The organism is Rhizobium sp. PDO1-076 (assembly GCF_000247475.1).
Taxonomy (GTDB): domain Bacteria; phylum Pseudomonadota; class Alphaproteobacteria; order Rhizobiales; family Rhizobiaceae; genus Allorhizobium.
In genome coordinates this window covers 1-13,032 of sequence record NZ_AHZC01000044.1, presented here as the reverse complement: position 1 = coordinate 13,032, position 13,032 = coordinate 1, and the positions used below count along the sequence as shown (strand labels likewise).

Sequence of the window (13,032 nt, the reverse complement as noted above, 5' to 3'; positions counted from 1 at the left end):
GGGTTGGGGACTATTGTCCGGCGGCCGCGGTACGGATTGCGGCCATCACGCTTTCCCGGTCTGCAAACGGTCCCTCGCCTTTCTTCCTGGCCGGGATGCCGAGCAGGATATTCTCCGGCTCGGGATAGAGATCGCGGTCGATCGACGGGTTGATCACTTCGAGTGTCTGGGGCCGTTTCTTCGGGCCGAAATAGCATTGCGGTTGACCTTCGGTCATTAGCATGCAGCCCAGAAGAAGAACCGGGATCGGGGGATAGGCATCAACCGACACCCGGTCAATCAACGTCATCACCGGCCCATTGGCACCGCTCAGCTGGAGGCCGCTTGTCCGGAGTAAGCTTGTCCGGAGTTGCGGGCTGTCGTTGTTGAGCGTGTGCTGCCTGGTGACCGTGACGGTTTGTCTGGCCGGTGTTCCGGGAACAGTCACGACACAGACGGCGCCGAATATGCCCGACGAAACATCGGCCCAGCTACCCGGCACCGTCTTGATGAAATCGGCAACGATACTGCAGTCATCGTCATTCAAGGCGCTGATCTGCGCAAACTGCTTTTCATCATAGGCTGTCGCAATCGCATTCAAGCGGACGAAGCGCTGTGCGTCCGGCAGCACAAGGTCATACGCGCTCGGATCAAACGCGGCGATTGTCATTGGATTTTGCGCAGCGATCTCGTCGCGAATACGTCGAAGATCCAGCTGGTCGAAAACCACCAGACCGTAATACCAGACGAGCGCACCAACCGGCAAAACAACAAAAGCGACAGGCAGCCGTCGGATCAGCACATCGAGGAAGACGGCAAGCAAGCCCAGTGCAGCCAAAGTGCCAAGCATGAATGGCATGAGCAAGATGAAGACGGCGCCGACAAACGGAACCAGCGCTCCCACCAGGCAAATGCCGCACAAGATGAACCAGCAGAGGATGAAACTAAATCTCATCGGTAAAACCTCGCAAAGGCACCGACCGATCAACCATTGATTGATAGAACATCCAGCCTAACCAAATATGTGCAAAGCTGTGTGGTTTCTAACCACCTTCAAGAGCGTCTTGGGCTGACTGCTTCGTCCGGTACCGTCCCCATCCGGCACCGCCACGACGACCGGGTCACCGACCGCTGAAATCCCTCAGCGCCTTGGGCGACACGCGTTTCCATATGGCGATCAGCAAGAGCAGCGACAGGACCGCACCGAGGGCAAACGGGGCGGCCAGCGCCTGGTTGCGCGGCATGAAGCCTTCGGCAATAGTGACGCTCAGGCCGGAGACGATCAGGCCGAGCGGCATGGTGCCGAGACCGAAGAAGCGGTAGACGCTGTTGACCCGGCCGAGCAGATGCGGCGGGATCATGCGCTGGCGCAGCGACACGGTGATGATGTTCCAGATCATGCCGGTGAAGCTGGCGAGCATCAGGGCGAACCAGACGGCGACCGAAAACGGCATGAGCAGGATGACCAGCGCCATCGCACAGCAGGCGGCGATGGTCAGCCGCAGACAGGCTGACGCTCCCAGGCGGCGGATGACACGTTCGCCGAGCAGACCACCCAGCAGTCCTCCGGTGGCAAGACCGGTGAGCAGCAGCCCATATTGCGCCGAATTGAGGCCCATCACCTCCTGGGCATACAGCACCAGCCCCATCAGCAGCATCACATCGATGGCGTTCAAGGCCCCAAGTCCAATCGCCAGATCCCGCAACAGCGGTCGCTGGAAGAGATAGACTGCCCCTTCGCGGATCTCCGCGATCCAGTGTCGCTGCTCCGGCCGGATCGTGCGAAAGCGACCCGGAATGGACAGGACCAGCAGTCCGGCAAAGGCAAAGGCTAGGCCATAGAGGCCGAAGGCAAACGGCAGGGCCAAGCCGATCAGCAGGCCAGCGAGCGGCGGGCCGATCATCATGTTCATCACGGTTTCCAGGCTGCCCATGCGGCCGTTTGCCGTTTCCAGCCGCTCCAGCGGCACGATCGCCGGCATCAGGGTGACAGCGGAATTGTCGCGCAGCACTTCGGCGAAACCAACCATCAAGGCGGCTGCGAGCAGCAGCCAGTAGAGCGTGGCCGTCGGAAAGTCGGCTATCGGGTCTTGCGGCAGGAGACCGGGGACCAGCAGTGCTGCGGCCAGCGCCATCAAGACCACGAAACGCACGAAATCCATGGCGACCACCAGCTTGCGGCGGTCGAGCCGGTCGGTGATCACGCCGGATGGCAGGGCAAAGAGGAACCAGGGCAGTTTCTGCGCCACGCCGACAAGCGCAATCGCCAGCGGATCGCGGGTAATCAGCGAGGCTAGCCAGGGCCAGGCGACGATGCCAACGCCATCGGCGAGATTGGCGAGCCCGCTCGACAGCCAGAGGCGATAAAAACTGGCGCCGAGCTTCGGTTGCGGCGTGACGTGCTGGTTCATGACGATTCCTTTTGCAACCGCAACGGAGCATTGGCGATGCGGCTTGGCAAGCCGTGAAAAGACAGGGGGAATCGGGGCTGGCGGGTGGTTGGCAGGCGATCGGCAGACAGGTCATCGGTCGATCGCGAGAAGATCCCCAGATTGAACGCGGAAGGAGATGCGTCTTCGTCCGTATCCATCCGTCCGGTGCTGCCCCTCATCCGGCTGCCGCCACCTTCTCCCCGTGAACGGGGAGAAGGACGGTTGTGGTCGGGCCTTGCGTCCCCTCGCCCCGCTGGCGGGGAGAGGGTGAGGGGCAGATTCCAGCGGCGACTGCTCGGCGAGAAGGCAGGGCTCTAGCCGCGCTCAGCCAGCGCCTTCAGGCATTGTTCGAATGCGGTCAGGTCGTGGTAGAGGCGGTCGGGGCTGGCGGCGTGGATGGCGATGGGGCCGCCGCGGCGGGTGACGCCACCGTGCAGCATGAGGTTCTCGATCATTTCGAAATCCTCCAGCGAATGGCCGTCCGCGCCGCGCTTGCGGCCGTGTTCGTCGATGGTCAGTTCGCCGCCATACCAGGCCTTGGTGCGGGCGAAATGGCTATCGGTGACATTGGTATAGGCGGCGACCAGCTTGCCGGACGCACACATATAGCCGAGTTCAAACACCGTGCCGGGATCGGCCGCGATGCCGCGAAACGGGGTGAGATTGGCGATCACGCCATCGGCGGCGTTCATGAAGCCCTCGTCGACGGCGCTGATCTTCAGGCCGAATTCATGCCGGGTCGGGGCCGGCTCGATCTCGATATCGCCGGGGCAGATCGGCTCGAAGCCATAGGCCCGGGTCATGGCGGCCTTTTCGTCCAGCACCTTGCGGGCATCGGGCAGGAAGACTTCGGGGCCGGCGAGATAGAGCTTCAGAGGCATTTTAAATCCTTGAGTGATCAAATGATGCGCCAAGGGAACAATGCGGCCGGGTGAAAGGCAAGGCGGTTTGGCCGGGTAGACGTTCCTGTACACATCTTGTGTTGGCGGTTCGCTTCTGGCCTCAGGCGACGCGTTGCCTCCCGGGGGGACCGGCATTTTCCATGATCTGATCAAGCCGCGGTTTTCTGCCGGCGCCAGTCGCTCGGGTTCATGCCGGTGACGCGGCGAAATTCGCGGTTGAAGTTCGACTTGGTCATGAAGCCGGCATCAAAGACGATGCGGGTGACCGGCAGGTCGGTTTCAGACAGCAGCCGGCAGGCGTCGGCGATGCGGTGATTGTTGACATAATGCGAGACGCTGATGCCATGCACCCGGTTGACCGCCTGAGAAACGCTGCGGGCCGGAAGGCTTAAACGCCGGGCGATCCTCGCCAGGTTCAGGCCGGTATCGGCATACAGGCGGCGTTCGGACATCAGGCGGTCGAGATCGGCGGCGACCTGCCGGTCCTCGGGCGAGGCGGCGGTGGCGGTCGACGGTCTTTCGGATCCCTGGATTCGTTCAGGTGAGCGACCTTCCTCTCGTCCCGTATCCAATCCTGCCGGGTCGTCGTGCCCATCGTCCGGCGCATCGCCCTCGCCTTCTTCCGAGCCGACGGCGACGGCGGCAATGCCGAGCAGCAGCAGAATGGCGGTCGTTGAGGCCGAGACGACCAGAGCGGAATACTGGCCACCGCTCCACAGCATGTCGAGGCTGATGGCGATATCGGTCAAGGCCGAGCTCACCAGAGCAAGGCCGGTCAGTTGCAGCGAGCGATAGGAGCGCAGCGTGCCGTCGAGCCTGGCTGCGACAAGACCATCGGGGCCAAGCCGGGCGAGCCAGAGCAGCGCCAGGCCATAGGCGAGAAATTCCGTGATGATCAGCAGGTCGACCAGATTGCGCCAGACCAGCGTCATGAGCATCAGCGCGGCTGTCGGCAGGAGATGCGGCCAGTCGCGCGCCGACAGGCCGCGCTGTTCGCGGGCGAGATCGCGGAAGGCGAGATAAGACAGCGGCGGCACGAGGCTGGCGAGCGTCGACAGGAGCGGCAGGATCGTCACGATGCCATAGCCCCAGCGCAGGCCGACCAGCACGGTCTGGACGATATAGACGGCAATCAGCAGCAGGAAGAGGCCATTGGCCGCAAAGGTGTCGCGGCCGCGCAGCAGCAGCCGGACGAGAAAGACGGTCAGATAGAGCGAGACGAGAAAGGAAAGCGGAACGAGGATCATCGGTGTCTTGCAAGAAACAGGGTTTGGACTGGCGGACCGGGGCCCATGGCGGAGCGCGGCCCGATGCAGGGCAATGCCCGATGCATGGCACATCATGACCTCAAACGCGATGCGCTTCGACCTGAAACGCGATCAAGGTCGCGATGGAGAACGAGGGCCGGCACGGTCGGGGCTCAAACCACGGCCCGTCGCGGCCCAACCCGGAGCCCTGCCCGATGAAAACCAGAACCATTCTTCTCTCCGTTGCCGGCGTGATCGTCGCCATCCTCGCCATCGACGGCGGCGTGTCGCTGATCAGCGCCAGCGACAGCCTGTCCGGCCCGCTTGACCTTGGCGGCGTGTCAAAGGTCCGCGTGACGGGCACGGCGAGCGACATCAGCATCAATGCCGACGCCGACATGCCGCAGGTTGCCGAACTGTCCGGCGAACGGCATGGCTGGGGCGCCCTTTGGCATTCGAGCTGGTTTTCCAACTCCTGCCCGGCCGAAGGCACGATGCTGCGGGACGGCGACACGCTGACGGTCGATGTCGGCCGCGGCGGCCGCTTCTTCGACTGGAGTGATTGCACCATGACGCTGACGGCCAATCTGGCGCCCGGCGCCACCGTCATCATCGACCAGCGGGCGGCGCGAACCCGGCTCGATGGCGAATTCGGCGCGCTCGATATCCGCAGCGATGCCGGCGACATCGCCTTTACCGGCCATGCCGCCTCGATCGCGGTTTCGGGGGCCGCACTTCGGGCACGGCTGACCTTCGAACGGGTGATGCAGAACGAGGTCGTCGCGATTTCCGGCAGCATGCTCGATGCGACCGTGCGCTTCCTGCAGCCGACGCCGATCAGCTACCTGGTCGAGACCGTGGCCTCCTATGTCGACAGCACGCTGCCGAATACGCCGGGCGCCAGGCCGTCGATCACCATTCGCGGCGAGATGGCGCGGGTGCGGATCGAATAGAGGGATTGCCTGCAGGCGATCGGGCGCGATTGGCGATAATTCAGGGCGACGGCTGGAACAAAGCGCATGGAGCGCGTCGAAATTTGGGAGTATTGTCGGGCAAACCGGGCGCGTCAGGGAGGGGACGGCATGAACCAGAGCGAGTTTCACCGCCAGCCGGACACGCCTGCCCCGACATCGCCCCACTCAGCGCCACACTCACCGGCCAATCCCTCTGTCCACACACCGGGCCATACGCCGGGCCATCCCGCGGTCGCAATGCCGGGCGCCCTGCCCGAGGGACTGTCTGGCGGCCTGCCCGCGAGCGCCTCCAAACCCGAAGGCACCTCCGAGCCCGCAAACGTCTCCCAGCCCGGGCGGCCGCCGGCGATCCCGCGCAGCCCGGGCTTCGACGAGACCTTTAATCTGGCGCGCGAAGGCTATGGCTTCCTGTCGCAGCGCTTCCGGTCGATGAACACGCCGATCTTTCGCACCCGGCTGATGCTACGCGACGTCATCTGCCTGGCCGGGCCGGACGCGGCCCGGCTGATCTATGACGACGACCGGCTGACCCGGGTCGGCGCCATGCCGCAGATGGTGTTGCGGCTGATTGCGGGCAAAGGCAGCGTGCAGCAGCTCGACGGCGCCGCGCACCGGCACCGCAAGGCGATGTTCGTGCGCATGCTGGTCGAGGACCGCACCGGCATCGACCGGCTGGTGGCAATCTTCCGGCGCAACTTCATCGAGCGCGTGCCGGACTGGATCCGCTGGGGGGCCGTGCCGCTCGGCGCCGAGCTGGACCTGATCCTGATCCGCACGGCGCTCGCCTGGACCCATGCGCCGATCGATGCAGACGAGATCGACAGGGACGACGCGCTGCTGGCGGAACTGGCCGAACAGGCCGGCCATTTCGGCCCGCGCCGCCTGCCTTTGCCCCTGGGTCTGCTGGGCCGGCGCTCGCAGCTCGAGCGGCGGCTGACGGCCGCCTTTCGGCAGATCCGCCGCGGCCGCCAAGCGCCGCTGCCGGGCACGCCGATGGCGATGATCGCCGGCTACCGCGACCAGAAAGGCCTGCCGCTCTCACCCGCCGTTGCCGCCGGCGAACTGATCAACCTGCTCGGGCCGATCGCCTCGCTCGGCCGCTATATCCTGTTTGCCGCCGTCGAGCTGGAGCGGCACGGAGAATGGCGCGAGATCCTGCGCGTGCCGGACGACCGGCTGCTGACCGATTTTGCCGAAGAAGTGCGGCGCTGCGTGCCGTTTTATCCGTTTGTCGGCGCGGTGGCGCGCACCGGTTTCGACTGGAACGGCCATCCGATCCGGCGCGGACAATGGCTGCTTTTCGACCTCTACGGCACCTGCCACGACGAGGCGGCCTTTCACAATGCCGGAGAGTTCCGGCCACTGCGCGAATTGCGCCACGGGCCAGGCGACTACAGCTTCGTTGCGCAAGGGGCCGGATCGGTGAAGGACGGCCATCGCTGTCCCGGCGAAGAGGCAACGCTGTCGATCATCAAGGAAGGCGTGCGGCTTTTGACCACGGCGATCGACTACGACATGCCAGCGGAGCAGGATGTGTCCGTCTCGCTGTCGGACATGCCATGCCGGCCGAAGGACGGCGTGGTGATCTCTGGCGTGCGCTGGCAGGAGATGACGGCGGGGTGATGAGGGAGGTCGCGCTTCGCTGCTTCGTGGTGCCGAGCCGGCCCCCTCTGTCCTGCCGGACATCTCCCCCACACGGGGGGAGATGTCCGGCAGGACAGAGGGGGCATTGTCCGTCGAGGTGCGCAACCTGATCGGGTGTCAACTTTATGTATCGGCAAACCGTTGGCGGACTTGCTGATCTCCCCCCTTGTGGGGGAGATGGCAGGCAGGCCAGGAGGGGGGGGTGGGGGTATACCGCCTCGACCTTTCGTTGCTATCGCTCAGACCCTCAACTCCATCATCGCCAGATCGAGCCAGCGGCCGAACTTGGTGCCGACTTCGCGGTGGATGCCGACGAGGGTGAAGCCCATGCGTTCGTGCAGGGCGATGGAGGCCTGGTTTTCCGCCTCGATGGCGGCGATCATCACATGGACATTGCCGGTTCTTGCCCTATCGACCAGTGCTGCCATCAACTGCCTGCCGATGCCGCCGCCGCGGCAGTCCTTGTCGACATAGACCGAATGCTCGACCGTGTGGCGATAGCCGTCGAAGGCGCGCCAGTCGCCGTAGGAGGCATAACCGGCCACCGTGCCGTCACGCTCGGCGACCAGCACCGGATAACCCTTGGCACGGCGCAGCTCGAGCCAGGCGCGGCGATTATCGACGTCGATCAGCACCTCGTTCCAGATCGCGGTCGTGTGTTCGACGGCGTGATTGTAGATGTCGCGGATTGCCGGCAGATCGGCTTCGGTTGCGTCGCGGATGATGAGGTCGGTCATGGGAGGCTCTTGGGTGTGGGGCGTTGGTCCTGCGCAGAGCTATAGGGTGGCTTGCCTGATTGGGGAAGGCGGTGATTGCGCCGGGGACACGCTTTCGCCGGAGACGCTGGTTCCAGCGAGCGTTGATCGGAGGGATGCGGAAACGTACAGCTTGGAGCCGACCTCGGCAGATCCTCGGGACAAGCCCGAGGATGACGATTTCCACTTGGGTTCCCCCTCGCCTCAGGCGATCGCCGTAAACACCGCCGAATAATGGACCACGGCGGCGGTGACGACGAAGCCGTGCCAGATGGCGTTCTGGAAGCGCAGGCGTTCCCAGACATGGAAGATGACGCCGGCGGAATAGATGCAGCCGCCGATGATGATCAGGGTCAGGGTGATGCCCGGGATGATCTCGGAAATCGGGCCCATGGCCAGCGCGCCGCTCCAGCCCATGGCGAGATAGAGCAGGATGGCAAGCCGGTCGTAGCGGCCGGGATAGCGGAATTTCAGCCAGATGCCGAGGGCGGCCGTCAGCCAGATGCCGATCAGCAGCGCAAGGATCATCGGCTGGTCGGCGCCCTGGACAAGAAAGGGCGTATAGGTCGAGGCGATCAGGATGAAGATGGCGGAATGGTCGAAGCGACGCAGGATCCACTTGATGCGCGAATGCGGCCACATATTGTAGGTGAAGGAGACGCCGAGCGCGATGATCAGGCCGAGGCCGTAGATCCAGGATGCGGCGATATCGGCATAGTCGGAATAGACCGTCGCATAAAAGATCAGCGCGGTGGCGCCGACCAGCGCGAAGACGACACCGATGCCATGGATAATGCCGTCGGCAACCAGCTCGTGCAGGTCGTAGGGGCGGCCAAACTTGAAGCTTTCGCCGGTTACTTCCGTGGTCGCTTCCATGCTCGTTTCGAGCGTCGTTTCAGCGGTCAATTCGGGGGTCATCAAGGCGGCCTTTCCTGCGCGCACAGGCTGCAACGCAGCTTGCGGAATGATGGCGGAATTCGTCGTTTAGCGCAAGCTTTGATGCGGTGCGCCGCAGCATGGCGCTTGCGCGCCCCTGGCCTTTCTCCTACCAGTTGATGGTTACTCAATGACGGTTTGATGGTCGTTTTCAGGATGATTTCGGAGCAGGTTTCGATGCGGTTCACCATTCTGGCGACATTTGCGGCGCTGATGACCTATTGCTGGTTCATGATCAAGGTGGCGCGGGCGCGCAAACAGTTCGGCGTGGAAGCGCCCAAGACCTCAGGCAATCAGAATTTCGAACGCATCTTCCGGGTGCAGCAGAATACGGTCGAGCAGCTGGTGCTGTTCCTGCCGGCGCTGTGGATCTTCGGCTTTTATGTCTCGGACCAGCTCGCCGGTCTACTCGGTCTCGGCTGGACGGCGGCGCGGGCGCTCTATGCGGCGGAATATTACACTGATGCGAAGAAGCGCGGACCGGGTGCGGCGCTGACCACGTTGATCGGGCTGGTGCTGCTGGTCGGGGGGACGATCGGGGCGCTGGTGAAGATGGGGTGATTGAGGGGTGAAACCTGTCACCTCTGGGTGGCTGAACTTCGCAATGCCATGCATTGGGCGGGCGGTCGCCGAACCACCCGCCCCTCCGCATTACAGCCGCCGTTAAATACGAGCTTCCAGAACCATGTTGAACGGTGTTTCGGCCGAGCGCCGGACCCTGGAAAAGCCCCCTGCGTTCAGCACCTCGGTCAGGCGTCGCTCTCCGGCTTGTGCACCCAATGCCGCCCCCACCTCCTGGCCCAGGGACGCCGGGACGCAGGTATTGGCAGATGCGGCATAGAAGACCCGCCCGATCGGATTGAGGTTGTCGGCGAGACTGTCGCCTGCCATCGGTTCGACCAGCATCAGGGTGCCGTCCGGCTTGAGGGATTGCGCGATGTGGCGTGCAGCACCAACGGGGTCTCCCATGTCGTGAAGCGCGTCGAACATGGTGACCAGATCGAAGCCCGAGCCCTGAAAGTCTTGTGCCCTTGCAGTCTTGAACTGCACATTGGTCAATGCTTTCGCGTGCCGGCTCGCATGTTCGATGGACGGGGCGTGGAAGTCGATACCGACAAAGCGCGAGTTCGGAAAAGCTTCCGCCATGATCAGGGTCGATGAACCGAAGCCGCAGCCGACATCCGCCACCAACGCTCCGCGCTCCAGTTTTTCGACGATGCCACTGAGCGAGGGAAGCCAGTTGGCAACGAGATTCGCCTTGTAGCCCGGCCTGAAGAAGCGATCCGTGCCGCAGAACATGCAGCTGCAGCGATCGGTCCAGGACACACCGCCGCCATGACGAAAAGCGTGCGCAAGCTTGGGGCGATCCGCATAAACTGCCTCGAGCGCCTGGAAACCGCCGATCATGTTGACCGGACTTTCATCGACTGCGAAGATCGCAGCCTGTTCCGGCGAGAGGGCAAATTTTGCTGTGGCCGCATCGTAGGTCACGAAGCCGGATGCCGCTTGCGCGGACAGCCATTCCTGCACATAGCGCTCCTTCGTGTCGGTGGACTCCGCGAGTTCGGCTGCTGAAAGCTGTCCTTTGCCATCCATTGCCCGGTAGAGGCCCAATTCGTCGCCAACTGTCACCAGCGCGGCGTTCTGCGCCGCGCCAAGCTCATTCACCATAACGCCCAGCAAGGCGTTCAGTTTGTCGAAATTCAATTCCATCGTCTTTGGTTCCTGTCGTATCGGACTGCAGAATGCCGCCCGCTCGGCAGGAGTTTTAGGCGTTGCCTATACCCCTCAACAGAGGCAGAATGGCCGCTATGGAGCCGATCAAGCCACTGCCCACGAGCGCAAAGCCTCCCTTGCGGGTCAGCATCGTGACGTTCCGCGAATGCGATCCTTCTATCCTCTACGGCATTTTCGATACGCTCTGGATTGCCGGGGCGCACTGGAAGAGTAATTCGAACGAGCCGACCAGCGAGGTCCTGTTTGCTCCGCGCCTTGTGGCGGCAGACCCCGGCCCCTTGACCCTGATCACCGGGGTGACGGTCATGCCGCACGTCACCCTGGACGAGGTCGACGACACGGACTATGTGCTCGTTCCCAATGTCGTCGTCGATACGCCCGACACGATCCGGGCGCTGGATCGTCGACTGCTGGACTGGATCGTCAGGATGCATCGGCAGGGCGCACGGCTGCTTGCCGCATGTGGAGGGTCGATCGTGCTTGCCGAGGCGGGTTTACTGGACGGGCAGTCGGCGACAACGCACTGGATGTATGCGCCGCTGTTTCGTAGCGAATATCCGAAGGTGGAGCTCAAGGAGGAGCGTATCCTGGTCCAGTCCGGTGCTGGACACTCCATCGTCTGCTCGGGAGGCGCGTCGTCCTGGCAGGACCTGACGCTCTATCTGATTGCAAGGCACGCCGGCACGGCGGAGGCGATCCGGATCTCCAAGCTGTTCCTCTACCAGTGGCATCGCGATGGTCAGCTTCCCTATGCCTCGATGATCGCCAATATCAGCCACGGCGATGCGGTCATCGAGAAATGCCAGGCCTATGCTCCGGACCACTATCAATCGGCGGAAATTCTCGCCGAGTTGCTGCAGCTATCCGGTCTGCCAAAGCGGTCGTTCGACCGACGCTTCAAGAAGGCGACGGGCTTTTCACCGCTGGAATATATCCAATGCCTGCGGATCGAGGAAGCAAAGCAGATGCTCGAACTGGAGGATCGGCCGATCGAGGAGATCGCCTGCGATGTCGGATATTCGGACCTTGCGTCGTTTCGCCGCCTGTTTCGAAAGATTGCCGGGTTGACCCCGGGTGAATATCGCCGGCGCTTTCGGCTGCCCCCGACCGTCGAGGCGGCGATTCGCCATTCGGGCGATGGGCGCGGTTAGGATGATTGGGTGGTGGGAGTGGCATACAGTCGGCCCATGCCGGTTTGCCGTTCAGTTCGGCCGCGGTTGTGCTCAGGCGCGATCGGGCGCTGGTGAAGATGGGGTGATTGGGGGGAAAGAGGGTGTTCGAAGCGGACACTGCCGCTCGCCGAAAGCGGACAGACAATCTTAGTTTTTCCCTTCACCTGTCACTAACCGACCGATGTCACATTGAGCGGGTTTCGGAGGGAAAGATATGTGGCGAACGATCGTGAATGTAATCATCGAGCTGATGTATTTGTTCGCCTACAACAGTGTAGCTGGCCCGCGTGCTTTTATACTGTGGGTCGGCATCGCAATGTTTTTCGGATCATTGCTATCTGCAGCGCTGACCACGGTGCCTTTTTACACAGTGATCGTTGTAATTCTAGCCACCACCGTTTTGCGTCCTTGGACTATCTGTCGATGGCTCCTACGCAAGCCTGCAAGAAGCTCACATGAGATCGGCTCAGCTCTCGTATCGCCCCGAGGCCGATAACTAATCTCCAACCCGAACCCACGCATATCGTCACCTGTCTAGCACTGATGGTCTTCGGAACCGCCCACGAGGTATCAGTGACCACAAGAGAGAAATCTGCTCCGGAGCGTGGCAATGCACTTTCTAAAAGTTACCTCGTGGATTTGGCTCGGCCTCATTTCTGCTGGCCTGACGCTCTTGGGATTCGGCCTCCAAAAACAACCAATTATGATAGCGTTGGTATCAGGCAGCGCACTCGGACATGTCCTGGCAGCCAAAACGATTGCTGCCGATCCCGGCTACGCCGCCAAGGCGAATATCCTGGCGATGATTCCTGCTTTGCTCCTAGTTGTGATTGCAACAAGCCTATACGCTTAGCCAACCTGACATCAGAAGCCATGGTCGACAAACGCTGGTCTGGAACGCTGCGCCCAGGATTGGCAGTCAACGTGCCTGCGAGACACCGCTTAAGCGGACATCCAAACATGCGCAAATGGTGTCCGAGTTCGGCCCGAAGCGGGCGTTCGCCGTGCGCTTGACACCAATGCGCCCTCGCTGGATCATCCGGCCTTGGAGGATACTCATGGACATGGTCACGCTGGACTACTTCCGAGAGCCGGGCCCGCATTCCACGGCGAAGAGGAATAAGGTCGGGCTGGCAGGCGCTCCAACGGACATCGCCGACCTAGCCGCCTGGATCCAGGGAAGAATGCTTCACGAACATTGGGCGTCGAGATATGGCGAAGAGCTGACCCCGGAGCGCCGTGAACTCTCGCAGA

At 62.6% G+C, this 13,032-nt stretch carries 12 protein-coding genes and 1 pseudogene; 6 read left to right on the top strand and 7 right to left on the bottom strand.

Annotation, left to right across the window (positions count from 1 at the left end; genetic code table 11):
• Positions 1-10 precede the first annotated feature (10 nt).
• From PDO_RS03850 to PDO_RS03830, 4 genes are all read right to left on the bottom strand, one after another.
• Positions 11-934, bottom strand: coding sequence for a hypothetical protein (locus tag PDO_RS03850; protein ID WP_007598076.1), 924 nt, complete (start codon positions 932-934; stop codon positions 11-13).
• 166 nt (positions 935-1,100) lie between these two features.
• Positions 1,101-2,390 carry an MFS transporter gene (locus PDO_RS03845; RefSeq protein WP_007598074.1) on the bottom strand — a complete coding sequence of 430 codons (1,290 nt, stop codon included), beginning with the start codon at positions 2,388-2,390 and terminating at the stop codon, positions 1,101-1,103.
• Between the two features lie 335 nt (positions 2,391-2,725).
• Positions 2,726-3,292: a nucleoside 2-deoxyribosyltransferase gene (locus tag PDO_RS03835; protein WP_007598068.1), complete on the bottom strand. Its 567-nt coding sequence runs from the start codon at positions 3,290-3,292 to the stop codon at positions 2,726-2,728.
• 170 nt (positions 3,293-3,462) lie between these two features.
• Positions 3,463-4,560 (bottom strand): helix-turn-helix domain-containing protein, encoded by a 1,098-nt coding sequence (locus PDO_RS03830; protein ID WP_037072566.1) that lies wholly within the window; start codon positions 4,558-4,560, stop codon positions 3,463-3,465.
• A 215-nt stretch (positions 4,561-4,775) separates the two neighbouring features.
• Here PDO_RS03830 and PDO_RS03825 point away from each other — a divergent pair, with 215 nt between their 5' ends.
• Together PDO_RS03825 and PDO_RS28200 are read left to right on the top strand one after the other, a co-directional pair.
• Positions 4,776-5,513, top strand: a complete 738-nt coding sequence (locus PDO_RS03825; RefSeq protein WP_007598066.1) for a hypothetical protein — start codon at positions 4,776-4,778, stop codon at positions 5,511-5,513.
• A 129-nt stretch (positions 5,514-5,642) separates the two neighbouring features.
• Positions 5,643-7,157, top strand: a complete 1,515-nt coding sequence (locus PDO_RS28200) for a cytochrome P450 family protein (RefSeq protein WP_007598065.1) — start codon at positions 5,643-5,645, stop codon at positions 7,155-7,157.
• Between the two features lie 260 nt (positions 7,158-7,417).
• Here PDO_RS28200 and PDO_RS03815 read toward each other — a convergent pair whose 3' ends face one another.
• The gene (locus tag PDO_RS03815; RefSeq protein ID WP_007598063.1) at positions 7,418-7,915 is read right to left on the bottom strand and encodes a GNAT family N-acetyltransferase; all 498 of its coding nucleotides are present in this window, start codon (positions 7,913-7,915) and stop codon (positions 7,418-7,420) included.
• Between the two features lie 222 nt (positions 7,916-8,137).
• Positions 8,138-8,809, bottom strand: a complete 672-nt coding sequence (trhA, locus tag PDO_RS03810) for a PAQR family membrane homeostasis protein TrhA (protein ID WP_037072587.1) — start codon at positions 8,807-8,809, stop codon at positions 8,138-8,140.
• Positions 8,810-9,010: 201 nt separating this feature from the next.
• On the opposite strand from trhA, the gene PDO_RS03805 reads away from it, so the two are divergent.
• Positions 9,011-9,430 carry an MAPEG family protein gene (locus PDO_RS03805; RefSeq protein ID WP_244426337.1) on the top strand — a complete coding sequence of 140 codons (420 nt, stop codon included), beginning with the start codon at positions 9,011-9,013 and terminating at the stop codon, positions 9,428-9,430.
• Positions 9,431-9,532: 102 nt separating this feature from the next.
• Here PDO_RS03805 and PDO_RS03800 read toward each other — a convergent pair whose 3' ends face one another.
• Positions 9,533-10,582 carry a class I SAM-dependent methyltransferase gene (locus tag PDO_RS03800; protein ID WP_007598052.1) on the bottom strand — a complete coding sequence of 350 codons (1,050 nt, stop codon included), beginning with the start codon at positions 10,580-10,582 and terminating at the stop codon, positions 9,533-9,535.
• Positions 10,583-10,671: 89 nt separating this feature from the next.
• Here PDO_RS03800 and PDO_RS03795 point away from each other — a divergent pair, with 89 nt between their 5' ends.
• From PDO_RS03795 to PDO_RS28710, 3 genes and pseudogenes are all read left to right on the top strand, one after another.
• Complete coding sequence (locus tag PDO_RS03795) at positions 10,672-11,757, top strand: GlxA family transcriptional regulator (protein ID WP_007598050.1); 1,086 nt, start codon at positions 10,672-10,674, stop codon at positions 11,755-11,757.
• A gap of 631 nt (positions 11,758-12,388) precedes the next feature.
• The gene (locus tag PDO_RS03790; RefSeq protein WP_007598032.1) at positions 12,389-12,631 is read left to right on the top strand and encodes a hypothetical protein; all 243 of its coding nucleotides are present in this window, start codon (positions 12,389-12,391) and stop codon (positions 12,629-12,631) included.
• A gap of 205 nt (positions 12,632-12,836) precedes the next feature.
• Positions 12,837-13,032 (top strand): annotated as a pseudogene (locus PDO_RS28710) (hypothetical protein); the annotation flags it as partial.

Excerpts from the sequence above, each read along its gene's own strand:
- PDO_RS03850 (WP_007598076.1), bottom strand. The coding sequence starts at position 934 with ATGAGATTTAGTTTCATCCTCTGCTGGTTCATCTTGTGCGGCATTTGC.
- PDO_RS03845 (WP_007598074.1), bottom strand. The coding sequence starts at position 2,390 with ATGAACCAGCACGTCACGCCGCAACCGAAGCTCGGCGCCAGTTTTTAT.
- PDO_RS03835 (WP_007598068.1), bottom strand. The coding sequence starts at position 3,292 with ATGCCTCTGAAGCTCTATCTCGCCGGCCCCGAAGTCTTCCTGCCCGAT.
- PDO_RS03830 (WP_037072566.1), bottom strand. The coding sequence starts at position 4,560 with ATGATCCTCGTTCCGCTTTCCTTTCTCGTCTCGCTCTATCTGACCGTC.
- PDO_RS03825 (WP_007598066.1), top strand. The coding sequence starts at position 4,776 with ATGAAAACCAGAACCATTCTTCTCTCCGTTGCCGGCGTGATCGTCGCC.
- PDO_RS28200 (WP_007598065.1), top strand. The coding sequence starts at position 5,643 with ATGAACCAGAGCGAGTTTCACCGCCAGCCGGACACGCCTGCCCCGACA.
- PDO_RS03815 (WP_007598063.1), bottom strand. The coding sequence starts at position 7,915 with ATGACCGACCTCATCATCCGCGACGCAACCGAAGCCGATCTGCCGGCA.
- trhA (WP_037072587.1), bottom strand. The coding sequence starts at position 8,809 with ATGGAAGCGACCACGGAAGTAACCGGCGAAAGCTTCAAGTTTGGCCGC.
- PDO_RS03805 (WP_244426337.1), top strand. The coding sequence starts at position 9,011 with ATGGTCGTTTTCAGGATGATTTCGGAGCAGGTTTCGATGCGGTTCACC.
- PDO_RS03800 (WP_007598052.1), bottom strand. The coding sequence starts at position 10,582 with ATGGAATTGAATTTCGACAAACTGAACGCCTTGCTGGGCGTTATGGTG.
- PDO_RS03795 (WP_007598050.1), top strand. The coding sequence starts at position 10,672 with ATGGCCGCTATGGAGCCGATCAAGCCACTGCCCACGAGCGCAAAGCCT.
- PDO_RS03790 (WP_007598032.1), top strand. The coding sequence starts at position 12,389 with ATGCACTTTCTAAAAGTTACCTCGTGGATTTGGCTCGGCCTCATTTCT.